The organism is Serratia liquefaciens ATCC 27592, from assembly GCF_000422085.1.
Lineage (GTDB): Bacteria > Pseudomonadota > Gammaproteobacteria > Enterobacterales > Enterobacteriaceae > Serratia > Serratia liquefaciens.
The window spans coordinates 3,074,393-3,101,293 of sequence record NC_021741.1 but is presented as its reverse complement, the minus strand read 5'-3'; the positions used below and the strand labels follow the sequence as shown (position 1 = coordinate 3,101,293).

General features: G+C 57.0%; 20 protein-coding genes and 1 pseudogene. All 21 read left to right on the top strand.

What is annotated here, in order from left to right:
- The first annotated feature begins 3 nt into the window (after positions 1-3).
- The 21 genes and pseudogenes from M495_RS14610 (at position 4) to M495_RS14510 (ending at position 26,900) form a co-directional block, all read left to right on the top strand.
- Entirely contained in the window at positions 4-2,184 is a 2,181-nt protein-coding gene (locus tag M495_RS14610) for a polysaccharide biosynthesis tyrosine autokinase (RefSeq protein WP_020827449.1), read from the top strand.
- 4 nt (positions 2,185-2,188) lie between these two features.
- Entirely contained in the window at positions 2,189-3,478 is a 1,290-nt protein-coding gene (locus M495_RS14605) for a flippase (RefSeq protein WP_020827448.1), read from the top strand.
- Entirely contained in the window at positions 3,468-4,316 is an 849-nt protein-coding gene (locus tag M495_RS14600; protein ID WP_020827447.1) for an ATP-grasp fold amidoligase family protein, read from the top strand. Before M495_RS14605 ends, M495_RS14600 begins: the two co-directional genes overlap by 11 nt.
- A 139-nt stretch (positions 4,317-4,455) precedes the next feature.
- Complete coding sequence (locus M495_RS14595; RefSeq protein WP_041414682.1) at positions 4,456-5,361, top strand: glycosyltransferase family 2 protein; 906 nt, start codon at positions 4,456-4,458, stop codon at positions 5,359-5,361.
- A gap of 1 nt (position 5,362) precedes the next feature.
- Complete coding sequence (locus tag M495_RS14590; RefSeq protein ID WP_020827445.1) at positions 5,363-6,424, top strand: glycosyltransferase family 4 protein; 1,062 nt, start codon at positions 5,363-5,365, stop codon at positions 6,422-6,424.
- A gap of 1 nt (position 6,425) precedes the next feature.
- The gene (locus tag M495_RS14585) at positions 6,426-7,169 is read left to right on the top strand and encodes a glycosyltransferase family 2 protein (RefSeq protein ID WP_020827444.1); all 744 of its coding nucleotides are present in this window, start codon (positions 6,426-6,428) and stop codon (positions 7,167-7,169) included.
- A pseudogene (locus M495_RS14580) lies at positions 7,166-9,051 on the top strand (carbohydrate-binding protein CenC). The gene M495_RS14585 and the pseudogene M495_RS14580 overlap by 4 nt, the downstream one beginning before the upstream one ends.
- Positions 9,052-9,057: 6 nt before the next feature.
- Positions 9,058-10,044, top strand: coding sequence for a glycosyltransferase family 2 protein (locus M495_RS14575; protein ID WP_020827441.1), 987 nt, complete (start codon positions 9,058-9,060; stop codon positions 10,042-10,044).
- Positions 10,045-10,147: 103 nt separating this feature from the next.
- Entirely contained in the window at positions 10,148-11,050 is a 903-nt protein-coding gene (locus tag M495_RS14570; RefSeq protein WP_020827440.1) for a glycosyltransferase family 2 protein, read from the top strand.
- Positions 11,051-11,106: 56 nt separating this feature from the next.
- Positions 11,107-12,360, top strand: coding sequence for a hypothetical protein (locus M495_RS14565; RefSeq protein ID WP_020827439.1), 1,254 nt, complete (start codon positions 11,107-11,109; stop codon positions 12,358-12,360).
- A 576-nt stretch (positions 12,361-12,936) separates the two neighbouring features.
- Positions 12,937-16,707: a nitrate reductase subunit alpha gene (locus M495_RS14560; protein WP_020827438.1), complete on the top strand. Its 3,771-nt coding sequence runs from the start codon at positions 12,937-12,939 to the stop codon at positions 16,705-16,707.
- Positions 16,704-18,248, top strand: a complete 1,545-nt coding sequence (gene narH / locus M495_RS14555) for a nitrate reductase subunit beta (RefSeq protein ID WP_020827437.1) — start codon at positions 16,704-16,706, stop codon at positions 18,246-18,248. The genes M495_RS14560 and narH overlap by 4 nt, the downstream gene beginning before the upstream one ends.
- Positions 18,245-18,982 carry a nitrate reductase molybdenum cofactor assembly chaperone gene (gene narJ / locus M495_RS14550; RefSeq protein ID WP_020827436.1) on the top strand — a complete coding sequence of 246 codons (738 nt, stop codon included), beginning with the start codon at positions 18,245-18,247 and terminating at the stop codon, positions 18,980-18,982. Before narH ends, narJ begins: the two co-directional genes overlap by 4 nt.
- A gap of 2 nt (positions 18,983-18,984) precedes the next feature.
- Complete coding sequence (gene narI / locus M495_RS14545) at positions 18,985-19,662, top strand: respiratory nitrate reductase subunit gamma (RefSeq protein ID WP_020827435.1); 678 nt, start codon at positions 18,985-18,987, stop codon at positions 19,660-19,662.
- Positions 19,663-19,984: 322 nt separating this feature from the next.
- The gene (locus M495_RS14540) at positions 19,985-20,992 is read left to right on the top strand and encodes a 3-oxoacyl-[acyl-carrier-protein] synthase III C-terminal domain-containing protein (protein ID WP_020827434.1); all 1,008 of its coding nucleotides are present in this window, start codon (positions 19,985-19,987) and stop codon (positions 20,990-20,992) included.
- Positions 20,989-22,005 (top strand): NAD-dependent epimerase/dehydratase family protein, encoded by a 1,017-nt coding sequence (locus M495_RS14535; protein ID WP_020827433.1) that lies wholly within the window; start codon positions 20,989-20,991, stop codon positions 22,003-22,005. Before M495_RS14540 ends, M495_RS14535 begins: the two co-directional genes overlap by 4 nt.
- Entirely contained in the window at positions 21,998-22,804 is an 807-nt protein-coding gene (locus M495_RS14530) for an MBL fold metallo-hydrolase (protein WP_020827432.1), read from the top strand. The genes M495_RS14535 and M495_RS14530 overlap by 8 nt, the downstream gene beginning before the upstream one ends.
- Entirely contained in the window at positions 22,801-24,087 is a 1,287-nt protein-coding gene (locus tag M495_RS14525; RefSeq protein ID WP_020827431.1) for a F390 synthetase-related protein, read from the top strand. The genes M495_RS14530 and M495_RS14525 overlap by 4 nt, the downstream gene beginning before the upstream one ends.
- Positions 24,084-24,701, top strand: a complete 618-nt coding sequence (locus M495_RS14520; RefSeq protein WP_020827430.1) for a phosphatase PAP2 family protein — start codon at positions 24,084-24,086, stop codon at positions 24,699-24,701. Before M495_RS14525 ends, M495_RS14520 begins: the two co-directional genes overlap by 4 nt.
- On the top strand, positions 24,698-25,816 hold the full coding sequence (locus tag M495_RS14515) for a sterol desaturase family protein (RefSeq protein WP_020827429.1): 1,119 nt from the start codon (positions 24,698-24,700) through the stop codon (positions 25,814-25,816). The genes M495_RS14520 and M495_RS14515 overlap by 4 nt, the downstream gene beginning before the upstream one ends.
- A complete protein-coding gene (locus tag M495_RS14510; protein WP_020827428.1) occupies positions 25,809-26,900 on the top strand; it encodes a fatty acid desaturase family protein in 1,092 nt (363 codons plus the stop codon). The genes M495_RS14515 and M495_RS14510 overlap by 8 nt, the downstream gene beginning before the upstream one ends.
- Position 26,901: the final 1 nt, after the last annotated feature.

Here is a 26,901-nt window from a genome sequence, read left to right as displayed (position 1 = left end):
CCGATGATGAAGAACAATGCATTGCCGATTGTGATGGCTGAGCAGGACGACAAATTGGAGTGGGAGCGCTTGATTGGCCCGCTGTGGGACAACCGCTGGCGCATTCTGCTGGTGACCGGCGTAGCCGGGATCCTGGGCTGTGCCTATGCGTTGATGGCAACGCCAATCTATCAGGCCACGGCTTTGGTGCAGGTGGAAAAACAACTTTCGGGCGACTCGCTGCTGCGCGAAACGCTGGACAGTTCGATCGGCGGAGTCGGCCAGAACTCGGCGACCCAGGACGAGGTCTCGCTGGCGAAATCACGTTACGTAATTGGCAAAACCGTCGACGACCTCGGCCTGACGGTGCGCATCAGCCCGGACTATTTCCCGCTGTTCGGCAAGGGCATCGCTCGCCTGAGTGGCGAAGTGACGCCGGTACTGCGTATTTCTTCCATGAAGGTGCCGGCGGTGATGCAGGGCCAGGAACTGACCCTGACCGTCGATGATCCGCAGCATTACAGCCTGAGTCATGACGGCAAAACCTTGTTCAGCGGCGTTGTGGGGCAAACGCTGCAGCAGGGCGGTTGGTCGGTCAACGTGAGCGAGCTTGAGGCGCTGCCGGGCACCACCTTCACCGTGGTTAACGTGCCGCGCCAAAAAGCGGTGGACGATCTGCGCAATATTCTGGATGTCGCACCTGGCGGCAAGGAAAGCGGCATCATGACCTTCAGCCTGGCGGGAGAGGATCCGCAGCGTGCGGAAGCGGTGCTCAAGAGCATCACCGATAACTACCTGCAGCAGAATGTGGATCGCAAAACTGAAGAGGCCCAGCGCATGCTGGCTTTCTTGCACGAGCAGTTGCCGCGGACCCAGACCTCGCTCAATAACGCCGAGAACCAGCTTAATCAATTCCGTCAGCAGAACGACTCGGTAGACCTGTCGCTGGAGGCCAAGTCGGTGCTGGACACCCAGGTGCAACTTGAAGGGCAACTCAATGAGCTGACCTTCAAAGAGGCGGAAATTTCCAAGCTCTATACCCGGGTGCACCCAGCCTACCGCGCACTGTTGGAAAAACGCGCCACGCTGGAGGCTGAAAAGGCGCGGCTCGGTAAACAGGTACAAACCTTGCCGAAAACCCAACAGGAAATTTTGCGCCTCACCCGCGACGTGCAGGTGGATCAGCAGGTTTATATGCAGCTGATGAACAAGCAGCAGGAGTTGAGCATCAGCAAGGCCGGTACCGTGGGCAACATCCGCATTATCGATGAGGCCGAAACCGGTCTGCGGCCAGTACAGCCGCAGAAAGCGATGATCGTTTTCTTCGCTCTGTTGATGGGGGGCGTGCTGTCGGCGTCAGTGGTGGTACTGCGTGCTGCGCTTCATCGCGGCATCAGCGATACCGATACGCTGGAAAAACGTGGGATCAGCGTCTATGCCACGGTGCCGTTGTCGCCATGGCAGCAAAAGCGCAATCGAGTTCAGCAGCAGCTGTTGACCAAACACAGCAGCGGCAAACTGCCGATCCTGGCGCAGGAAGAACCGGAAGACTTATCCGTTGAGGCTATCCGCAGCCTGCGCACCAGCCTACATTTCGCCATGATGGAGGCCAAAAACAATATTCTGATGGTTTCCGGTGCCAGCCCTGCCAGTGGTAAAAGTTTCACCAGCACCAACCTGGCGGTGGTGATCGCTCAGGCAGGGCAGCGGGTGTTGCTGATTGATGCCGATATGCGCAAAGGCTTCTTGCACCGTTGGTTGAACAACAGCGCCAAGGAAGGCCTTTCAGACATGCTGTCAGGGCTGATTGCGCCAGAGATGGCGGTGAAAAAGACCGATATCGCCAACCTGGATTTTGTGCCGCGCGGGCAGGTGCCACCTAATCCGTCCGAACTGCTGATGCACCAGCGCTTTGCCGATTTTCTGCGTTGGGCGGGCCAGAACTACGATCTGGTGCTGATCGACACACCACCGGTGTTGGCGGTGACCGATGCCGCCATTGTCGGGCACCACGCCGGTACGGCACTGATGGTGGTGCGTTTTGAGGTCAACACCGTCAGGCAGATTGAGACCAGCATCCGCCGGTTCGAACAAAATGGTGTCACCATTAAAGGGGTGATCCTCAACGGCATGGTGAAGAAAACCGCTACCGACGCCGGTTACTATGCCTTTGCTTACCCGAGCCACCAGGAAAAGGTCCAGTAACCCTATGAAAGCGATGCTGATGAACTCCCTGTGGTTAATGTTGGAGCGAGTATCGCTGAGCCTGTCGGGGATTTTCGTTTCGGTCTACGTCGCGCGCTATCTTGGGCCGGCGCAGTACGGGCTGATTAACTATTTGCTGTCGGTGATTGCCATCGCGGTTCCGCTGGTGCAACTGGGGGCCGATGCGGTGTTGTTCAATCGCGTAGCCCGCCAGCGGCACAGCGGCATTCGGCTGATGTTGGCCTCGATGCGTCTGCGGCGGCAACTCTTTGCGCTGATCGCGGTGCCGCTGATGGCCTGGGCATTGTTAACGCAGGATCGCACCAGCCAGATCATGATGGCGCTAATGCTGGTCAGCGCATATTTCTCGGTACAGGACGTTTATAAAATTTATTACGACGCCCTGTTGAAATCGAAGCTGAACACGCTGATCAACAATGTGGCGCTGCTGTTGTCGATTGTGATGCGGTTGGCGCTGGTGCATGCCAAGCTGCCGCTGGAGTGGTTCGCGGTGCCCTATGTGCTGAGCAGCCTGATCCCCTACGGGGTACGTTGGCTGCTGTTTCGCCGCGAGCAAGGGGGCATGCGGCCCATCAGCCTGCGTCATCAACGGCGCTATGGCCGCTATCTGCTGAAGGTGGGGCTGCCGTTGGCCGTGTCCGGGTTATCGATTGTCATCTATACGCGTATCGATCAGATCATGATCGGTAACTACCTCGGGGAACACAGCGTTGGGTTGTACAGTGCCGCCATCACTTTGAGTCAGGGATGGGTCTTCGTGCCCATTGCGCTGATTACCTCGATGATGCCGGGGGTGGCCAACGCCGGTTCCTTAAGCGAGCAGGAAGGGCGGATCCGACTGCTGTATCTGGTGGTTCTGCTGCTTTCTATGCCAGTGATATTACTGCTGTCGCTGTTCCCGGGCCCGATAGTGAAGCTGATGTTTGGCGACAGTTACCGTGAAACCGCCGCCATTCTGGCGCTGTGCTCGGTGACTTCACTGTTCTCGGTGATGGGCACTGTTTCTTACCGGGCGATCGTGTTGTTTGGCGGTTATCGGTTTATCGCGATAAAAATGCCTTTGGCCGCTTTGGTCAACGTGCTGATGAATCTGGTGTTGATCCCGCGTTATGGCATTTTGGGCGCGGCGATATCAACATTTATTACCGAATTTATTTCGTTTTTTGTACTTAATGGCTTTTTTAAAAAAGGACAAATTACCCGGCTGCAGGTCACCTGCTACCGTTGTTTACCGCAACTAATAGGGAAGGTGCGAGAACTTTATGCTAAATAATCTGGTGAAGGGTTTTTACCGTAATATACCCGATGCATTATATCATCAGTTAAAATACGCCTTATTTTTTCGCAAGGTGCCACATCTTGCTAAACCGGTGGGGTATAGCGAGAAACTGATGCGCAGAAAAGTCTATCCTCTGGCAATGTATACTCAACTGTCCGATAAATATCTGGTCAGAGAGTACATTGAACGGCTGTGGGGAAAAGAATACCTCATCGAACTCTATGCACAGGGTAAAAAATTAACTGAGGAAATGTATGAGTCATTGCCGAATACCTTCGTTATCAAGGCGAATCACGGCAGCGGTTATAATAAGCTGGTGTTTGATAAAAGCCAGACCAGTTTTAATGAGTTAAGGGTATTGACCAACAGTTGGTTGCGACAGAATTTTTATCAAGTCTATCGCGAGCGACATTATAAGGATATTTCGCCCTGCATCATGGTGGAAAAGATGTTGCTGGAAGACGGCAAGACGCCGAACGACATCAAGATCCACTGTTTTAATCGCAATGGAGAGGTGCGTTTTTTCATTCAGATTGATTACCAGCGCTTTATCGACCACCGCCGCGACTTCTTCGACGCCCACTGGAACCGCACGGAAATCCGCATGGGGGTGCCTAACAGCGATGTTCCGATGGAGAAACCTTGCCGTTTAGAACAGATGCTGAAGCTGGCACGCCAGGTGGCAGAGCAGTTCTCCTATGTGCGTGTCGATTTTTATCAGGTGCAGGAACGGATCTATTTTGGCGAGTTGACATTTACTCCCGGAGCCGGCCTGCAACGATTTACACCGGAAATTATTGAACAGGAGTGGGGAGGTTATTTCCAGGAGTAGTTGAGTAACCGGTGGGCTGCGCGTATTTCACCGCGTCAGGACGGGGGGAGTAACCGGACAAGGACATTCTGGGATAACAAGCTATTCCGTTGGCATTAGCGTTGTTTTGCCAAATGATAATATATTGTTGAGGTAATAAATGGACTTATCGATTGTCATGCCCGTTTTTAATAACTCAGCCAGCCTGGCCACTACATTAGTCAGGATGACTAATGCCTGCTCCGGATTCGATTATGAAATTATCGTGGTGGATAATGCGTCGGATAAACAAGAGCTGGATAATATGCGTAGCCTGTTGGTTGCAAATCGTCGGGCGCGGTTGCATGAAAATAAAGTTCGCCGTAATACCGCGGCGTCGTGCAATACCGGTTTTCGGTTAGCGCGAGCGGAAGTGGTTTTCTTTCTGGAACCGGAGGATTCGTTTAACACCAACTATATTATCCGCCGCCTGAAACGTCATCAGGACACCCGTATAGACATTATTTTTGGTAACTACGTTACGGTAAGTGACAGGAATGTACGCAGCTATCGATTCGATTATAAAGAAGGTGCAACGGGGGCGGATTTTTTATTTATCGACATGGGCGATATCCGCACCTCAACCATCAGCCTGCGCAAAAGGGATGACCGTCGGTTTTTATTTCCGGAGTTTCTTTATAAGTACCAGGATTGGGGATTTTTGGTCAATGCCACCAACCTGGGAGCCAAAGTGGCCTTTGACGAGGGACGCGGCGTGTTTATCCGCTGCGGTGATGCCGATACGGACCGCTGCCGGATGAATATCGACGCCAGCGAACAGTTTATTGACGCTTATCTCAATGCCAGCGGCCGCTATATCAGTGGTTTTGCCTGCAAACACCTGCTGGCCTCGCTCTACAGCGAAAATCTGCAGGCCTTTAACTATTACTCATCGCGCACTGAGCGTGATGCCCTGAGCAGCAAATTCAGGGCGATAAAACTGTACGGCGACTGTCTGGCCAGACTGGGGCTGTTTCCACTGGGCGGACGGCTGTTGCGTACCGCTCGCGAGGGATTTCGGAGATGACATGCAGCAACGAAAAGTAGCGATTGTGATTGAGAATATCGCCGAAAAAGGCGGTACCGAGCGGGTGGCCAGCAGTTTGGCCAATGCGCTGGCGACGCGTTTAGGGCATCAGGTGGATCTGGTGTCGATCAGCGGTGACCGGGCGTTTTACCCGCTGGACCCGGCGGTGAATTTGCGCTTTATGCGCGGCAGAACGCTGCTGTGGCCCTGGCGACTGGCATGGTTTTTACGGCGCGGCCGCTATGACGCAATTATCACCGTTTCGATGGGCAAACTCTCGTCGATTATTGTGCCGTACCTGCGCTTGCTGTGCCCGCACAGCCGGCTGCTGCTGAGTGAGCACGTCAGTTTCCATCAGTACCCCTGGCCGATGAAGTGGTTGAAGGTACTGGTGTACCGACTCGGTGACCGTACGGTTCTGCTGACGAAGAAAGATTTGGCGACCATCAGCCGTTGGGTGCCTGACCGCAAATGTCGGGTGATCGAAAACGTTTCGCCCTTCCCGGTGCAACCGCCACAACCGGCTCAGCAACAGCCGGTGGCGTTGGCGGTGGGGCGGTTATGCCGGCAGAAAGGGTTTGACCGCTTGATCGCCGCCTGGCAACGGATAGCGCCACAAGCGCCAGGCTGGCAATTGCATATCGTTGGCGACGGTCCGGACCGCGAAACGTTGCAACAACAGATTGACGCCGCCGGTCTGGGTGATCAGGTGAAACTGTTGCCGGCGACGGCGGACATCGCCAGTCACTACCGTCAGGCCGCGATGCTATTGATGACCTCGCGTTACGAAGGCTTGCCGATGGTGCTGATTGAAGCGATGAGTTTTGGTCTGCCCCTGGTGGCGTATGACTGTCTGACCGGACCGGCTGAGCTGATCGATAACGGTAAAAACGGTTATCTGGTGGCGGAGGACGATATCGAGGCCTTCAGCCAACGAACGCTGGCGCTGATAGGCGACGGCGAGTTGCGTCAGCGCTTCTCTCTGCACTCGTTGGCGCGGGCGCAGCAGTACATTCCCGAGCGTATTTATCCCCAATGGCAACAGCTTATCGCTGGAGGTTAAGATGGAAAAAGTTTCAGTTATCATGCCGGCTTACAACGCCGCGGGCTTTATCAAAGAGTCGATCCTCGGGGTGTTGAACCAGACTTACCAGGATTATCACCTGTATGTGATCGACGATGCTTCCACGGATCATACCGCCGAGGTGGTGAAACCGTTCATCCACGATCGTCTGACTTACATCCGCAACAACACCAATCAGGGCGTAGCCGAAACCCGCAACATCGCGATTGAAGCCGCACGCGGCGATTATATTGCGTTTTGCGACAGTGATGACGTTTGGCACCCGAACAAGCTGGCGCGTCAGGTCGGTATTCTCAAGACCAACCGCTACGACGTGGTGTGCTCCCATTATTACACCTTTGAAGATGACCCGACGCGGGTGAAAAACTACCGCGGCGCCGGCGAAATCATCGCCTATAAAGACATGTTGAAAAGCAACTGGATTGGCAATCTGACCGGCATGTACAACCAGCGACAGGTCGGCAAGGTGTACCAGAGCAAAGTGGGCCACGAGGATTACGTGATGTGGCTGTCGGTGCTGGAGAAGGCGCGGAACCACATGGCTTATTGCATCCCCGAACCCCTGGCCTTTTATCGCCTGTCGGCGCAGTCGCTGTCCGGCAATAAATTCCGCGCGGCCGACTGGCAGTGGCAGATATATCGCCGCCATCTGGGGCTTTCCTATCAGAAGTCCTGTTATCTGTTCTTCTCCTATCTGTACAGCGCGGTGATGAAAAGACAATGAATTTCAGCAAACTAACCTCGGCCTGCCTGCTGGCGAGCGCCGGCTGGGCGGGGCTGGCCAATGCGGCCGGCTGCGACAGCAACCTGCTCAAGGATCCCGGCTTCGAGCAGGGTGGTGCCGGGTGGTCGCTGGCCTCGGCGCAGGTGGTCGCGGGTGGCCACGGCGGTCAGAGCAGCCTGTTTTATCAAAATCACAACCCGGCCAACTACCACAATATGCTGCAAACCCTGTCGGTCAAACCGGGTCAACAGCTGGCTTTTGGTGCCTGGGTTCGCGGTGAAAATCTCAGGGGCAAGGGCGAAAATCAGGGCGCCGGCGTGTTTGTCGAAAGCTATGACGACCAAGGGCGTTTTTTGGCGGGCAGCTATCCGCAGGGGCTGCTGGGCACCAGCGGCTGGCAGCCGGTGACCGGCGATTTTCGGGTGCCACCACGGGCGGTGAAAGTGGTGCTGGGCGTTTATCTGCGTCAGGGCACCACCGGCAGTGCCTGGTTTGACGATGTTTACGCCTGCCTGCAACCCGTTGCGCCGGAGTTGTACCAGATGCGCAGCGGCAAGGAGGCGGCCTCCAGCCTGATTGAAGTGGTGGATCCGCAGCAGGTGCAGGTGGACAGTACCCTGGTCGACGACAAGAATACCACCGTCAAACATGACAGCCGCCGTTATGCCATCAGCGAAAAACAGCAGGTGGAGTTTCCGCTGCCGGCCGATTTGGCTGCCGGCGAGTACCGCCTGCAGCAGCAGGTGACGGACGTGGCCACGCAACGCAGTCAGCGCAGCGAAATGCCGATCAGCGTCGGTCGCCCGCAGCCCAAGGTAGCGCTGGATGCTCAGGGTTACGTTTTGAAGCAAGGTAAGCGCTTCTTCCCGCTCGGCATCTACATGTACGGCGAGATGGCGACGGACGAACACCTGGCGCGCATCCGCGATGCCGGTTTCAATACCTTGCTCAATTACAACTACGGCACCGGCCGCGACCCCTATAACTATTTCCGCAAAACCCAGCAATATGGTTTGCAGGTGATTTTTTCGCTCAAGGATATGTACGCCGGCACCCGCTTTGCGCCGGAAACCAAAATGAGCTATCCGCAGCTGACGGCCAGCTATGTGGAGAAGTTCAAGCATCAACCAAACCTGCTCGCCTGGTACATCAACGACGAACTGGGCCCGGAATATGTGCCGCAAATTGAGCAAAAACACCTGCAGGTCAAGAAGTTGGATCCGGATCACCTGACGTTCCAGGTGTTGGACAAGACCGGGACGCTCAATGCCTATTTCAACAGTTCGGACGTATTGGCCAGCGACCCTTATCCGGTCGGCAGAGACGCCGATCTGACGCGAACGCTGGAGTACAGCCGTATTACCAGCCAGGTGGCGCGCCAGGCAAAAGGAGCCTGGTTGGTGATGCAAATTATGGATCATGCCGCTTACGCCCCGGCCGCAAACCGCGTCAGCCTACCGAGGCGGAGATCCGCAATCAGGCCTGGCTAGGGCTGATCGGCGGGGCCAGAGGCATCCTGTTTTATTCCTATACCGACTTGTTCTACAAGCGCCAGCGTGGCGGCTTCAGTCAGCAGGAGTTTGACGCTATCTGGCGCGGCGTCTCCGGCGTAGCACAGCAGATTGTCAGCTTTGAGCCTTACCTGCTTTCCGGTGAAAGCCGGTTGTTGCAAGGCAACAATACCGCCATCCCGGCCCGGCTGTTTATCCGCGGCGATCGCGGCCTGGTACTGATAGCCAACCCTTATTACCGTCAAATGTCGGCACGTTTTGATCTGCCTGCCGGTTGGCAGGCTCAGGGGCAACGGCAGATTGAGGCGGAATTGCCTTCGATGGGCAGCCGTGCGGTATGGGTGCAACGTCAAACAGAAGATAAAGGATAACCGGTCATGAATATTACCCTGAGCCTGATTATTCCTGTGTACAAGGTCGAGGCTTACATCGAGGCATGTCTTGACTCGGTGCTGCAACAGTTACCTGACTGGGCGGAAGTGATCATCGTGGATGACGGCAGCCCGGACGGTGCCATCGGCATTGCCGAAGAGATGCTGTGTCGCTACCCGCAGCACAAACGGCGGGTCAGCATTCTGCGCCAGGAAAATCAGGGGTTAAGCCAGGCGCGCAACAACGGCATTGACCATGCCGAGGGGAACTACATTGGCTTCCTGGACTCCGACGACGTACTGCTGGAGGGCTACTTCAGCATTTTGGGGCGTTTGTTGGCGGATAATCCGTTGGCCGACATTGTGGCCTTCAACGCTCAGCGCTTTTCGACTATCAATAACGGCAAGATCCAACCGGACGGAACCATGGCTATCGTGCCCGGTAATGCGGCTCCGCAGCAGCGTGATGAGCATATGGCGCTGCTGGCAGACAGCTTTAACCGCAGCATGTGGTACGCCTGGGCGAGGATTTATCGCAAAACGCTGTTCGATGAGGCTCGCTTCCCGGCGGGGCGCAATTTTGAGGATATTCAGTTGATCCCGCAGCTTTACCTGAAGGCCGAACGCATCGTGGTCTGCGATACGCCGTTGGTGGGATACCGCGCTAACCCGAATGGCATTACGCGCGCGCCCAAGCGACGCGATCTGGACGATCTGGATTACGCACTCGACGGCGCTGACAGCGGGCGACGGCAGGGACTGGGGCATGGGCTTTACTCGATTCTCTACGTCACCACCCTGAAAGCGCGCTTGTTGGTGGGGTTGGACTTTTTCGGGCCGCGTGATGCGTTGCGCGAAACCCGCGAGCTGAAGCGCCGTTATTCCGGCCTGCGCGGCGAGGAGCGTAAAATGCTGAGCCGTAAAAACCGGCTGTTTTACCGTAGCCCGTTGGCTTACTACCTGATGGCCCGGCTGTACAACCTGCGCGGCTAGCGGCACAGCATTCGCTTCTTTCCCGTTTTCGTCAAAGCAGCAGCATGCTGCACCCATGTCAATTGGGGCGAGCCCTCTCGCCCCCAACAGGCAGAATAAAACTATGAGTATCACCGTCAGCGTCATCATACCCACCTATGGCCGCAGCGAACTGCTGGCACGCGCCATCGATAGCGTATTGGCACAAACCCATCGCCCGTTGGAAATCATCGTGGTGGATGACAACCCGCAGGGCGACGCCCATCGCCTGGCGACCCGCGAACGCCTGGCCGGCTACATTGAGCGGGGTGAGATTATCTATTACCCGCGCAGGCGCAATGGCGGCGGCGCGCTGGCACGTAATAGCGGGATCCTGCGTTCGAGCGGTCAGTACATCAGCTTTCTGGATGATGACGATTACTACCACCCACAGAAAATCGCCCGTCAACTGGCGTTTATGCAGCAGGGCGATTACGACGTCAGCCTGTGCGATATGGATATTCTGAAAAACGGGCAGATCAGCGCCCAGCATTACTACCGCGCGCGTTGCGAAGGGCTGGAGGACTTTATGCTGGCCGGCGTAGCCTACACGCCGATGATCATGATGCGCCGTAGCACGGCGATTGCGGTACGGGGTTTTTTCAACACTCCTCGCTACCAGGATCATATCTTCCTCTACCGGCTGCTGGCGGCCGGAGCGAAGATCGGTACGCTGCACGAACGACTGGCGGTGCACAACGACCATGACGGCGAACGCATCACCTCCAGTCCGAAGGGCATTATTGGCTACCGCAACAAAATGCAGTTTGAGCAGCGGCTGATGCCGCAGGTGTCACCCCGGGCACGCAAGATCATGCGTCTGCGCCATACCTGCATTACTTCGCGCATCATTACCGACGGCAAGAGTCGCCTGGCAGGCGTTTTCTATGGGTTGAAGGGCATTGTTTACGTTAATAGCGGCTTGATGGCGGGGGTGTATATGAAAAATATCATCCGCAATGTGTTTTTCCGCGGCGTGCCATTCTGAGATGCGTTTCGCGTACTCCGTTACCCTTAAGAGATTCCCCCTTTCAGAGGATGATTATGCGCTTTGAACGTTCGACGCTGATCGGCAGCGTACTGTTGCTGACGGTACCGCTTTTCGCCTTGTTGCACAGCATAGGCACGCTGAGGGCAGGAAAGAAAAACTCGGCAGCTTATGTGCTGATTGCGCTGTGTTTTTTCTTTTTCTTCATTAAAATTCCGCCGCTGGCGGACCTTTACCGCCACTTTGCCAACTACGATGCCATCAATTCGGCGACCCGCCTGAGTGATGTCATTCAGGGCAAGGTGGACGTGGTGCTGTACGCCAATTTCTATATTTTCAAAACGCTGGGGATCCCCTTTTTCATTATTCCGGGGCTGTACGTCGCGCTGTCGGTTTACTGCTATCTCAGCGCGCTGAATATCGTCATGCTGCATTCCGGCAAGGCGTTCACGGCGCGGCAGTTTGTGCTGCTGCATCTGGCGGTGCTGTTTTTGATTAACCCGTTTATCATTGCCATGGGGCTGCGCTTTGGCTTCTCGATGGCGGTGATGACCCTGGCGATGGTGCTGTTTTGCCATAAGCTTAACCGTCCGCTTGCCGCGGGCCTGATGCTATTCGCCATGTTGACCCATTTTTCCAGCATGCTGCTGGTGGGGGTGTTTCTGTGCAGCCGGGTGATGCGCCTGAACCGCCTGCTGACGGTGGTGTTCAGCGCCATCGCCTTCCTGACCGCCAAGTTTGCGCTGCCGTTTATCGTTTCCCATATTACGATCTCCGGCATCAACAGTTACTCCGACGTCTATACCTCCGGCATGTACGCCAGCGACTACCTGACATCCGGCAACGCCAACGGCATGATTAACTTCCTGATCGTGTTATTCCCGGCGCTGTTTCTCGGCGTGTTTATGCTCGCTAACCCGATGCGCAATCAGATGGGGGACATCAAAAACTACGCGGCATGGCTGGTGGTGTTTGTGTTTCTGTGTTCCAGCTCGCTGCAGGCGGCCAGCCGTTATGCCAGCGTGGCTTCGGTGTTCTTGCTGTTTTATTACGTGGCTCATCGGGGATCGTTCATCCGCGGCAGATTTAACTACTTCTTCCTGTGCTTTATGCTGATGGCCACCGGTTATAACCTGATAGAGAACATTTACGTTCCGCGTCGCCCGATCATGCTGGGGCAGATGTGGCAGTCGTTCTATAAAACGCCGCTGCTGAACCTGTTCTATGGCGAACAGGAATATGAGCAGTATCTGCAATTTATCAACCGCGACAGCGGCGAGTGGATAGGGCATGAGATGGATTTAGGCTAATGCGCTTTTTTAATCACTTCACCGAATCGGAAGCGGGAATCAGCCCGTTTGAGACCGTTGACAAAGTTTAATGGTAGGGGCGCTGCATGCTGCGCCCAATAGCATCATCAATGGGTTAAATCGGGTCGAACATGTTCGGCCCCTACCGGTTTAGCCCTTTCGCTGGTTTGTCAGCAGTCTGAGGCGGGCATCAGTCCGCTTCCTACCCCCAAATACCCCACCTCGTTCAGCACACTCCGTCACAGAATAACTCCATCGAAATTTCTACATTATTTTCAGGTAATTAAATCAATTTCATGCACTGATACTTTAGGGGTAGGCTTGCCGTTGCCGCCGTTATTCTCCCCCCGTTCTCTTGATCGCAATCAATTTGCCCAACTTCTGGCCTCAGTAGGCTGGCGGCAGATTGAGCAACGTCACTACCCGCCGTATTTCAAGCCGCAGCGTTGTTACCTGCGTTAGCTCACTCCAGTTACTTACTTGAGTAAGCGCCTGGAGATGAGCGAACTGGCCACCTGGCTGCGACTTGAAATCCATAGGGTAAAAAATATTAAAAAGCCCTCAGGAGAATTCCGGATGAGCAAGTTTCTAGACCGATTCCGCTATTTTAAGCAGTTGGCGGAACCCTTTTCTGGCGATCATGGCCAGACGTTGAACACCAACCGCGACTGGGAAGACGGCTACCGTAGCCGTTGGCAGCATGACAAGATTGTGCGCTCCACCCATGGGGTCAACTGCACCGGCTCCTGCAGCTGGAAAATTTATGTGAAAAACGGCCTGGTCACCTGGGAAACCCAGCAGACCGATTACCCACGTACCCGTCCCGATCTGCCAAACCATGAACCGCGCGGTTGCCCACGTGGCGCCAGCTATTCCTGGTATCTGTACAGCGCTAACCGCCTGAAATACCCGTTGATGCGCAAACGCCTGATCAAACTATGGCGCGAAGCCAAGGCGCTGCACAGCGATCCCGTCGATGCCTGGGGCTCGATCGTCAGCGATCCTGAAAAAGCCAAAAGCTACAAAGTGGCGCGCGGGCGCGGCGGTTTTGTGCGTTCCAGCTGGCAGGAGGTTAACGAGCTGATCGCCGCTTCCAACGTCTACACCGCCAAAACCTTCGGTCCGGATCGCATCATCGGCTTCTCGCCAATCCCGGCAATGTCGATGGTGTCTTACGCCGCCGGCGCCCGTTATCTGTCGCTGATTGGCGGCACCTGCCTGAGCTTCTACGACTGGTATTGTGACTTGCCACCGGCCTCGCCAATGACCTGGGGCGAACAGACCGACGTGCCGGAATCCGCCGACTGGTATAACTCTTCCTACATTATCGCCTGGGGTTCCAACGTGCCTCAGACGCGCACCCCGGACGCGCACTTCTTTACTGAAGTCCGTTACAAAGGCACCAAGACCGTGGCGGTCACGCCGGACTACGCCGAAGTTGCCAAGCTGTGCGACCAGTGGCTGAATCCGAAGCAGGGCACCGACAGCGCGATGGCGATGGGCCACGTGATGCTGAAAGAGTTCCACCTGGATCGTGAGGTGGGTTATTTCCGCGATTACGTACGTCGTTATACCGACATGCCGATGCTGGTCATATTGGAGCCGCGCGAAGAAGGGCATTACGCTGCCGGTCGTCTGTTGCGCGCCGCCGATTTGGTTGACGGCCTGGGGGAAGAAAATAACCCTGAATGGAAAACCGTCGCCATAGATCAACGCAGCGGCGAGCTGGTTGCTCCGCAGGGGTCGATCGGTTTCCGCTGGGGCGAACAGGGCAAATGGAACCTGGAACAACGCGCCGGCCAAGACGCGCAGGAAGTGGAGTTTCAACTCAGCATGCTGGGCGCACATGACGACGTGGCCGAGGTGGGTTTCCCTTACTTTGGCGGCATCAAAAGCGGCGCTGCCGAGGGCGGGAACTTCAACAGCGTGGCGCTGGACGAGATCCTGCTGCACAAGCTGCCGGTCAAACGCCTGCGTCTGGCGGACGGCAGCGAAGCGCTGGTGACCAGCGTGTATGATTTGACCCTGGCCAACTATGGCCTCGAGCGCAGCCTGAACGACGCCAACTGCGCCACCGACTACGACGATATCAAAGCCTATACCCCGGCCTGGGCCGAGCAAATCACCGGCGTTTCCCGCCACAACATCATCCGCATTGCGCGCGAATTTGCCGACAACGCCGAAAAAACCCATGGTCGCTCGATGATTATCGTCGGTGCCGGTGTCAACCACTGGTACCACATGGACATGACCTACCGTGGGCTGATCAACATGTTGATCTTCTGCGGCTGCGTCGGCCAGAGCGGTGGCGGCTGGGCGCACTACGTCGGCCAGGAAAAGCTGCGGCCGCAGACCGGCTGGCTGCCGCTGGCGTTTGGCCTCGACTGGCAACGTCCGCCGCGTCATATGAACAGCACCTCGTTCTTCTACAACCATTCCAGCCAGTGGCGCTACGAAACCGTAGGCACCGAAGAGCTGTTGTCGCCGATGGCGGACAAATCACGCTTTGGCGGTAGCCTGATCGATCTCAACGTGCGTGCCGAGCGCATGGGCTGGTTGCCGTCCGCACCGCAGCTGGGCACTAACCCGCTGCATATTGCGGCGCAGGCACAAGCCGCAGGACAATCGCCGGTGGATTACACCGTCGACGCCTTGAAAAAAGGGACGTTGGGCTTTGCCGCCGAGCAGCCGGACAACCCGCAGAACTTTCCGCGTAACCTGTTCGTTTGGCGCTCCAACCTGCTGGGTTCCTCCGGCAAGGGCCATGAGTACATGCTCAAATACCTGTTGGGCACCGAAAACGGGATTCAGGGCAAGGATCTGGGCCAGCAGGGCGGTGCCAAACCGCAGGAAGTGGAATGGCTGGAAAACGGCGGTGAAGGCAAGCTGGATCTGGTGGTGACCCTCGATTTCCGTATGTCCAGCACCTGCCTCTACTCCGACATCGTGCTGCCGACCGCTACCTGGTACGAAAAAGACGACATGAATACCTCGGATATGCATCCGTTTATTCACCCGCTGTCGGCGGCAGTCGATCCGGCCTGGGACTCGAAGAGCGACTGGGAAATCTACAAGGGCATCGCCAAAGCCTTCTCCGAAGTCTGTGTCGGGCATTTGGGGCAGGAAACCGACGTGGTGACGCTGCCGATCCAGCATGACTCTGCCGCAGAGCTGGCGCAGCCTTACGGCGTCAAAGACTGGAAAAAAGGCGAGTGTGACCTGATCCCGGGCAAAACCGCGCCGCATATTATGGCGGTAGAACGCGATTATCCGGCCACCTATGAGCGTTTCACTTCGCTGGGGCCGCTGCTGGATAAGTTGGGTAACGGCGGGAAAGGCATTGGCTGGAACACCCAGGACGAAGTCGACTTCCTGAAAAAGCTCAACTACGTCAAAACCGCCGGCCCGGCAGCGGGGCGGCCGAAAATTGAAAGCGCCATTGACGCAGCCGAAGTGATCCTGGCGTTAGCGCCGGAAACCAACGGGCAGGTGGCGGTCAAGGCGTGGGACGCGCTGGGTAAAATGACCGGTCGCGATCACCGCCACCTGGCGCTGAACAAGGAAGACGAAAAAATTCGCTTCCGCGATATTCAGGCCCAGCCGCGCAAAATCATTTCCAGCCCTACCTGGTCAGGGTTGGAAGACGAACATGTGTCGTATAACGCCTGTTATACCAACGTGCATGAGCTGATCCCATGGCGCACCATCAGCGGCCGCCAGCAGCTGTATCAGGACCACGAGTGGATGCGCGCCTTTGGCGAGAGTTTGCTGGTGTACCGTCCGCCGATCGATACTCGCGCCGCGCAGCCGTTGCTGAACCAGAAGCCGAACGGCAACAAGGAGAAGGCGTTGAACTTCCTGACGCCGCACCAAAAGTGGGGCATCCACTCCACCTACAGCGACAACCTGTTGATGCTGACCCTGTCGCGCGGCGGGCCAATTGTCTGGATGAGTGAAGACGACGCCAAAGAGCTGGGCATTGAGGACAACGACTGGATCGAGGCCTTTAACGCCAACGGCGCACTGACCGCACGGGCGGTGGTCAGCCAGCGTATTCCGGCAGGCATGACCATGATGTACCACGCGCAGGAACGTATCGTGAATATCCCCGGTTCGGAAATCACCAGCCAGCGCGGTGGTATTCACAACTCGGTGACCCGCGTCTGCCCGAAACCGACCCATATGATCGGCGGCTACGCGCAGCTGGCCTACGGTTTCAACTATTACGGCACCGTCGGCTCGAACCGTGACGAGTTTGTGGTGGTACGCAAAATGAACCGCATCGATTGGTTAGACGGTGAAGGCAACGACGACTCGCAGGGTAGCCAGCAGGAGAAAGCAAAATGAAAATTCGTTCACAAGTCGGCATGGTGCTGAACCTGGACAAATGCATCGGTTGCCATACCTGTTCGGTGACCTGCAAGAACGTATGGACCAGCCGCGAGGGCATGGAGTACGCCTGGTTCAACAACGTTGAAAGCAAACCCGGCGTCGGTTACCCGCACGCCTGGGAAGATCAGGAAAAATGGAAGGGCGGTTGGATCCGTAAAATCAACGGCAAGCTGGAACCGCGCATGGGCAGCCGCGTCGGCCTGTTGTCGAAGATTTTCGCCAACCCGGACGTGCCGGCGCTGGACGATTATTACGAGCCTTTCGACTACGACTATCAGAACCTGCATACCGCGCCGCAGGGGAAACATCAGCCGATCGCTCGTCCGCGCTCGCTGATCACCGGCCAGCGCATGAAGAAGATTGAAAGCGGCCCGAACTGGGAAGAGATCCTCGGCGGTGAATTCGAAAAACGCTCGCAGGACAAAAACTTCGACAATATGCAGAAGGCGATGTACGGCCAGTTCGAAAACACCTTCATGATGTATTTGCCGCGCCTGTGCGAACACTGCCTTAACCCGGCCTGTGTCGCTACTTGCCCAAGCGGCGCCATCTATAAGCGTGGCGAAGACGGCATTGTGCTGATCGATCAGGATAAATGCCGCGGCTGGCGCATGTGCCTGACCGGCTGTCCGTACAAGAAAATCTATTTCAACTGGAAGAGCGGCAAGTCCGAGAAGTGTATCTTCTGCTACCCGCGTATCGAATCCGGCCAGCCGACGGTGTGTTCGGAAACCTGCGTTGGCCGTATTCGCTATCTTGGCGTGTTGCTGTATGACGCCGACCGCATTGAGCAGGCCGCCGCCGCCGAAAACGAACAAGACCTTTATCAGCGCCAGTTGGATATCTTCCTGGATCCGCACGACCCGGCGGTGATTGCCCAGGCGTTGCAGGATGGTATTCCACAAGGGGTTATCGAGGCCGCACAGCAGTCGCCGGTGTATAAAATGGCGATGGATTGGAAGTTGGCACTGCCGCTGCACCCGGAATACCGCACGCTGCCGATGGTGTGGTACGTGCCACCATTGTCACCGATCCAATCCGCCGCCGATGCCGGTGAGCTGGCACACAGCGGCGTATTGCCGGACGTGGAGAGCCTGCGTATTCCGGTGCAATATCTGGCCAACTTGCTGACTGCCGGGGATACCGCGCCGGTGCTGTTGGCGCTTAAACGCATGCTGGCGATGCGCCACTACAAAAGGGCGGAAACCGTTGACGGCGTGCTGGACACCAGTGCCTTGGAGCAGGTGGGGTTGAGCGAAGCGCAGGCGCAGGAGATGTACCGTTATCTGGCGATCGCCAACTATGAAGATCGCTTTGTGATCCCGTCCAGCCACCGCGAACTGGCGCGTGAGGCTTTCCCGGAAAGCAAAGGCTGCGGCTTCAGCTTTGGTGACGGCTGCCACGGCAGCGACGGTAAATTCAACCTGTTCAACAGCCGCCGTATTGACGCCATCGATGTGACGCAAAAAACCGCCCGTCAGGAGGATGCCTCATGATCAGCCTGAAAGTGATTGCCCGCCTGCTGGATTATCCGGAGCAGGCGTTATTTGACCATCAGCAGGCGCTGGTAGAGGCACTGGAGCCGGCCAGCGAACTGGATTTGCACCACAGCGCGCAGTTGATCCTGTTTATTCGTCGATTTTGCGCTCGCCCGTTGTTGGACGTGCAGGCCGAATACTGCGAACTGTTTGACCGTGGTCGCGCCACCTCGCTGCTGCTGTTTGAGCACGTGCATGGTGAATCGCGCGATCGCGGCCAGGCGATGGTCGATTTGATGGCGCAATACCGTGAAGCGGGCCTGGAGATCGACAGTCGTGAACTGCCGGACTTTTTGCCGCTGTATCTGGAATACCTGGCCAGCCGCAGCCCAGCGGAGGCGCGCGGTGGCTTGCAGGACATCGCGCCGATCCTGGCGCTGTTGGGCGCACGTTTACAGCAGAGGGAAAGCCCGTACGCGGTGTTGTTTGACCTGTTGCTGGTGCTGTCCGGTACCGAGGTGAAAAGCGCCAGCCTGGAAAGCCAGGTGGCGGGAGAAGCCAGGGACGACACGCCGCAGGCGCTGGACGCGGTCTGGGAAGAGGAGCAGATACGATTCACTTCCCAGGGCGGTCCCGGTGATCAAGGCTGCGCTTCGGCACAGCAAACGGCGCATCAGCGGCGTTTTGCCGGCGCGGTGGCGCCACAGTACCTGGACCTGACGGATGCGCTAACCGGAACCAAAGGACGCTAATCATGCAATTTTTAAATCAATTCTTCTTCGATATTTACCCCTATCTGGCGGGAGCGATTTTCCTGATAGGCAGCTGGTTGCGTTACGATTACGGGCAGTACAGCTGGCGTGCCGGCTCCAGCCAAATGCTGGATAAAAGGGGCATGCGGTTGGCTTCCAACCTGTTCCATATCGGTATTTTGGGTATTTTCGCCGGGCACTTCCTCGGCATGCTGACGCCGCACTGGATGTATGAAGCCTTCCTGCCGATCGACGTGAAACAGAAACTGGCGATGATCGCCGGCGGTGCCTGCGGCGTGATGACGCTGGTTGGCGGGGCGCTGTTGCTGAAACGCCGCCTGACCAACCCACGAGTGCGGGCCACCAGCAGCTTTGCCGACATCATGATCCTGACGCTGTTGGTGGTGCAGGTGTGTCTGGGGTTGCTGACCATTCCGTTCTCCGCCCAGCATATGGACGGCAGCGAGATGATGAAGCTGGTGGCCTGGGCGCAGGCAGTGGTGACTTTCCACGCCGGGGCGTCACAGCATTTGACCGGCGTTGCGTTGATCTTCAAATTGCATATGGTGCTGGGCATGACGCTGTTCGTGCTGTTCCCGTTCTGCCGCCTGGTGCATATCTGGAGTGTGCCGGTGGAATACCTGACCCGTCGCTACCAATTGGTGCGTAACCGCCGTTAATTCCTCGCCTACATAGCGGCAATGCCTGCCAGGTGTTGCCGCTTTTCTGCTTCTCCGTTGTTTTCCACCTATTCTTAATTCATCTCCCCTGAGTGAGTTCCTGTAGATCTCCGTTCGACCTTGCTCTAGGCTGTGGCCGGATAAACAGACGTGATTTATCGGCTCAGTTAAATGAACGGAATCAATCAGTAAGAATGCCACTTAGGTTTTTCTTTATACTGATGTCAAACAAGGGTGTGGCTGTGGATAGCGGGGTTTGAATCATTAACCGCGCTTGAGCGTCGGCCAACGGAATAATGGACACACAGGCTGAACAACGATAATGACCCTAAATAGCCTTTCCCAAAGCTTATTGCCTCTTAAAATTATTGCGACCGGCGCGGCGTTGCCGCCGCAGTGCGTCGAATCCTCGGCGCTGGACCGTCGCTTGAACAAGTCGGCAGGTTACGTAGAAAAACGTTCGGGCATTATTCATCGTTTCCATGCCGACAATGATGCCAGCCAGGCTGAACTGGCCGTTGCCGCGCTGGACGATGCTCTTGCCCGCCATGCGATCCCGCGAGATTCCATCGATCTGCTGATCTCTGCCTCGGCCATCGCGGTGCAGGCATTGCCTTTCAGCGCCGCCCATATTCTTAAACTGGCACGACTGCGGCCGGGTATTGCGGGCTTTGATATCAACACCAGCTGCGTGAGCTTTATTTCCGCATTGCAGGTGGCGGCGGGGTTACTCAATACGGGTGTTTATCGGCGTATTGCCATTGTCTCTGCCGATATTGCTTCGCGCGGTATCGACTGGGAAGACGAAGAGTCTTCATTGATCTTCGGTGATGGCGCGGCCTGTGCCATTGTCGAACGCGGTGACGGGCGTAGCGGTATTTTGTCCTACCTGATGGAAACCCACCCGGAAGGCAGCGATCTGTGTGAAATCAGGGCTGGGGGGACGCGCTGTAATCCGCGTGCCGGCATGAACGACAGTGACTTTCTGTTCCATATGAAGGGCAAGCAGCTGTTCCGCCAGGCGTCGGCGCTGATCGAAAGCTTCCTTGGCCGCTTGTTGTCGGCTGCGGGGCTAAACCTGGCGCAAATCGCCACCGTGGTACCGCATCAGGCCAGCCATCTCTCTTTGGAACATATGCGCAAGCGGCTGCACGTTTCCCCGCAGGCCCTGGTGGATATCTATCGTTATCGGGGCAATCAGGTGGCGGCTTCGATCCCTTCGACCCTGCACCAAGCGGCGATCACCGGCAGGCTGCACGCCGGACGTCCGGTGATGCTGATCGGCACCGCCGCCGGTTTAACGCTGGGCGGCATGGTACTGCTGCCATGAGAGTGTTGATCACCGGAGCGACCAGCGGGCTGGGGCGCAACGCCGCCGAGTGGCTGCTGGCCGCCGGGCATCAGGTGCATGCCACCGGGCGGGACGTTGCCGTTGGACGGCAGTTGGCGGCACGGGGCGCCAAGTTTACCGCGCTGGATCTGACCCTCGCCGACGACGGGCAGTGTGAGCAGTTAATGGCGGGCTACGATATTGTCTGGCACTGCGCCGCAAAATCTTCTCCCTGGGGGAGCCGCCAGGCATTTTATCAAGCCAATACCCGCGTGACGGAAAAACTGGCCCATGCCGCCGGACGTTGCGCAGTGCAGCGGTTCATTCATATTTCGACGCCGGCGGTTTATTTCGATTTCAGTCATCGTCACAACGTGACCGAAGCGGATGTTTCCCCACGCTTTGCCAATCACTATGCCGCCAGTAAGTTTGCTGCCGAGCAACGTATTGCGGCGCTGCTGCCTGATTATCCGCAAACCACCTACCTGATCTTGCGCCCTCGCGGCCTGTTCGGCCCCCATGACCGGGTGATTGTGCCCAGGATACTGGCGCAGCTGCAGGGCGATAAAGGCCTGTTGCGTTTGCCGGGCGGCGGTTCGGCTTATCTGGACCTTACCTTTGTGCTCAACGTGGTGCATGCGATGGATCTCGCCAGCCGTCAACCAGGTTTGCCGTCCGGCAGCATTTTCAATATCACCAACCAACAGCCGCAGCGGCTGGCCGATATGTTGCACCAGTTGCTCAACCGGCAGCTGGGCTGGCAATACGCCGTCAAAGCGGTGCCTTATCCCTTATTGTCGGGCGTTGCGGCGGGGATGGAGCTGTTGGCGCACGTCACCCGTAAAGAACCGATGCTGACCCGCTATAGCGTTGCGGCAGCCTATTTCGACATGACGCTGGATAATACCCAGGCGATAGAGGTGCTGGGTTACCGGCCGCGCTACAGCCTGGAGCAGGGGATCGAACTGACGGCGCAATGGTTAAAGCAGCAGGGGATGAGCGCAGATGGCTAATATCACGACCTTTGAAATCGGTTATTGCACTCATCTGGGCTGCATGGCGCTGCGCGGTTCGGCGATGCGCACTTGTAAATTTCCTTCCCGGGCCTATCTGCTGGAAGTTGGCGAGCGCCGCTGGCTGTGGGATACCGGTTATGCCAGCCATTTTGAACATTACACCGCCAGCGGCATTTTTCGGCTTTATCGCCAGGTGACGCCGGTTTATTTCAGTCCGCAGCAGGCACTGTTGGAACAGTTGCGCAGTCTGGGGCTGAACACTGGCGATATCGAGGCGGTGATCATTTCGCACTTTCATGCGGACCACATTGCCGGTCTGCGAGACTTCAGCAGCCTGAAGATGATTTGCTCCGGCGAAGGGTGGCAGCAAACCCGAGAGCTGCGCGGTTTTGCCGCGTTGAAAAGGGCGTTTGTGCCAGGATTGATCCCGGAAGGTTTTGAATCTGCGCTGCAGTTCGTCGAGGCATTTCCGCAGCAAAGCCTGCCTGCCGCATTGGCCCCCTTCCAACAGGGCTATGTGCTGCCGGGCAGCGGTGGAGAAATTGTTATCGTGCCGCTGCCGGGGCACGCCGCCGGGCACCTTGGGGCCTTTGTCCTGACCGATGCCGGTTGGACGCTGCTGGCCAGCGATGCCGCCTGGTCGCCGCTGAACTATCAGCAACTGCGTGGCCCTTCGCGGTTGGCTAACCTGATCATGGACAATCCGCGCAGCTATTACGACACCCTGGGCGCGCTCAACCAGCTCTATCTTGGCGGCGCTGCGGAGATCCGCCTGTGTCATGAGGGGGATTTATGATCCCGCTGATGACGTTATGGCACTACCTGCGCGCGCGGCGACTGCGCTTTACCCAACGGGCGGCGCTGGAGGCCTATCAGGCGCGCCAGCTGAAGCGGTTTGCCCAGCGCGTATTGGCGAACAGTCCCTATTATCAGCCCTATAGTTCATTGCCTCTGACCGCGTGGCCAACGATGGACAAGGCGGTGATGATGGCCAATTTCGATCGGATGAACACCGCCGGTCTGCGATTGGAGGCGCTTTTGGCCTGTGCCCGGCGCAGCGAAAGCGATCGCGATTTCAGCCCTAAAGTGGGCAACTACAGCGTCGGTTTATCTACCGGTACCTCTGGGCGGCGCGGCGTGTTCGTCGTCAGCCCGCAGGAGCAGCAGATTTGGGCCGGGGGCATGCTGGCAAAAATGTTGCCGCAGGGGGTGTTTGCCGGGGAGAAGGTCGCGCTGTTCCTGCGGGCCGACAACAACCTGTACCACAGCGTCAATAACCGTTGGCTGAGCCTGTCGTTTTACGATCTGTTCGCTCCCTTTGCCGAACATTTGCCGCAGATTGAACGTGAACAGCCGACGATTATCGTGGCCCCGGCCCAGGTATTGTGCGCCCTGGCTGATGCCGTTGAAGGCGGCGAACTCAAGCTCAGCGTCAAAAAAGTGATTTCAGTGGCCGAAGTGCTGGAACCGCAGGATCGCCAGCGCCTGCAGCGGGCGTTTGCGCAGGTGGGAGAAGTGTATCAAGCCACCGAAGGTTTTTTGGCCGCGACCTGTAGCCACGGCACTTTGCATCTGAACGAAGAGTTTATTCATGTCGAACCGCAGTGGATCGACGAGCGGCGTTTTATCCCGTTGATTACCGATTTTACCCGCCGTACCCAACCGATAGTGCGTTATCGCCTGGACGATATTCTGGTGAGGCGCGAACAGCCCTGTCCCTGCGGGCTGGCGACCATGGCATTGGATCGTATCGAAGGGCGCTGCGATGACCAACTGCTGTTACCGGCCAGGCAGGGCGCCATGCAGCGGGTCTTCGCGGACCTGTGTCGCCGCGTGATAGCCAATGCGTTGCCGGCGGTGGCGGATTATCGGCTGACGCAACGGGGCGACAGCGAGCTGCATCTGATGGCCGATTGCAACCCGGAGGCGTTGGCGAATTGCCAACGGCAATTGATCGCGCTGTTCGAACAGCAAGGTATTGCTACGGAGCAATTGACGTGGCGCCTGCAAGCGCAGGCGATCATGCCGCAGTTCGATGCCAAGCGTCGCCGCATTGTTCGCATGCCGGAGGCCGGATGAAACTCGTTGTTTATCGCTTATGGCAGATGCTGCTGGGGTGGGGATTTGTCGGGGTCATCTACCACGGTAGCGATCGCTGGCAAGGTGCCGGCCACCTGCTGACACCAGGTTGGGTCGACCGAGCGATCCCGTTCAGCCCGCACGCCATCTGGCTGTATCTGTCGTTTTTCCTGATTATCCCGCTGTGCTATCTGCTTTGCCCGTTAAACCGGTTAAAATGGCTCAGAAGTACCATGCAGCTTAGCGCCTTGCTGGCGGGAGCCATTTATCTGCTGTGGCCGACGACGATGAACTACCCGATCGTTCCGTCCGATTCGGTGAGCGGCGATTTACTGGCGAGGTTGATCAGCGTCGATTCGTCGCAAAACTGCCTGCCTTCACTGCATATCGCCTTGACGGTGTTGGCGGTGTGGGCAGCGGCGGAAAGCCGCAAAAAACTGCGCAGCGCGTTGCTGATCGTCTGGGGGCTGGCGATTGCCTTTTCTATCTTGCAACTGCGTCGGCACCTGTTTGTGGATTTGCTCAGTGGGGCGGCGTTGGCATGGGGCGTGGGCTACGTCTGCCAGCGAGTTCAAGGGATTGGCTGGGGCGTACGGCAGGGGGAAGAGTCATGATCGATCTGGTGATACCTATCGTGTTTATGCTGTTGGTGGTGCTGGGGGAAGCCCTGTGGCTACAGTGGCGGCGCAAGGGCAGCGTGGATTGGCATGACGTGATTTTCAACCTCAACTCCGGGCATATCATGCTGTGGCTGTTTCGCGGTTTGGAGATAGCCTGCTACGGCTACGTGGTCACGCATTTTAATCAAGGCTGGCTGGACGGTTGGCCGCCGGTGCTGATGTGGCTGTTTGCGATACTGGCGTGGGATTTCGGCTTTTACTGGCTGCACCGGTTACACCACCGTTTTCGCCTGCTGTGGGCGGTGCATGTGGTGCATCACCAGGGCGAGCATTTCAATCTGTCGCTGGGCGTGCGCAACTCGTGGTATTCGTCACTGACCTCGATCCCGTTCTTTATGCTGTTGGCATTGGCGGGCGTGCCGCTGTCGGTGTTCATCACCGTTTCTATCCTGCATTACAGCATTCAACTGTTTAACCATAATTCGGTAACCCCCAAACTCGGCTTTCTGGAGCACATCCTGGTGACACCGGCGCATCATCGGGTGCACCACGTTAAAGATTTGGCCTATTCCAACCGGAATTTTGGCGGCAGCTTTATCTTCTGGGACAAGCTGTTTGGCACCTTTTGCCCGGCGCTGCCGACGGAGCCCTTTACCTATGGCGTGCGTGGCGACAAATCTTCCGCCAACCCGTTTTGGGCCAGTAACCTGCCGTTTATGCGCTACTTCAAGCTGCCTTTCCAGCCTTCGAGCAAGAGCGGGCATTTCCGCTGTTCCGCCGGCTGCCTGGTAAGCGGGGCGATGCTGCTGTTCGCTCTGGTGTTGGGTTACGTTTATCGTTTTGGTTACGGGTATGGCGGGGTGACCGGCGAGCAGGCGGCGTTGTTTGTGTTGTTGGCGGCCGGGGCGATAGCCTTGGGTGGGATGGCTGAAGGTCGCCGCTGGGGCGTAGGCGTTTGGCTGTTGGTGACGTTGGCATTCCCCCTGTGGTTATTGAGCATGCCCGATGGGCAGTCTGCTCTCTGGTGGTGCGTAGCCGGTGGCATGGTGTTGCACGGTTGCGCTGTCACGGTCGGTTGGGGACGCCAAAAGGAGGCCGCGTATGGCTGATTTGCCGCCGCTGAGTTTCCCCGTCGCGGGGGAACAGGCGTTTCATCGGGAATTGAAACGACGGGCGCATGCTTATCTGAGCGGTCGCGACGATCACCGCTTTGCCGATGCGGCCCGTTGGGCCAAGGCCACGATTTTGTTGCTGCTTTGCGTTGGCTTCTACCTGCTCAGTTTGGTGCAGCACCAGGCTCTGGCCTTTATGCTGAGTTACTTCGCTTTTGTCATGATGGGCATGTTGCTGAACGTCAACGTTAATCACGATGCTTCGCACAACGCCTTCGCCCGCACGCCGTGGGTCAATCGTCTGGCCGGGCGGCTGGTGACTTTGCCGCTGGGCGTCGATCCGGATTACTGGCGAACCCGGCACGTCAGCTATCACCATGTGTATGCCAACGTCGAACATTACGATCTGGATACGGAAGAGAACGGCTTTTTCCGCCAAACCCCGTTCCAACGTTGGCGGGCTTATATGCGCTATCAACATCTTTACTGGCCGCTGATTGCCGCGCTGTCGCTGCCGTACATTGCGCTGGTGTTCGATTGGTCGGATCGCTTGGGCAAAACACCGTTGGTGACCAAGGACGTATTGCCGGGGCGTAAGGGCTGGGCAATGTTCATTGCCGGGAAATTGTGTCACCTGTTGCTGGTGCTGGTGATCCCGCTGGTGGTGGCACAACAAAATGGCATCGGCTGGCAAACGGTACTGATTGCCTATTTGATTAGCCAAATGCTGGCCTCGTTACTGGTGGTTTTTTTGCTGTTGGGCACGCACTGGGCGCAAGCCGAATTTTATGCGGTGCCGGCAGGCAGCCAGATGCCGCAGGGCTGGTATCGGCATAACTTCGCCACCGCCTGCGACTGGGAAACTTCGCCGAAGAGCTTGCACCATCTGACCGGCGGGCTGAATTATCACCTTACTCATCATCTGTTCCCCGGCTGGAATCATCGCCATTATCCGGCGCTGGCTGCCATATTGGCTGAGACGGCGGCGCGACACGGCATGGATTATCGCTGTATCGGTTATCGTGAATTGTTGCGACAGCAGCAACGTTTTTTACGTGCTATGGGGCAGCCACCACAATGAA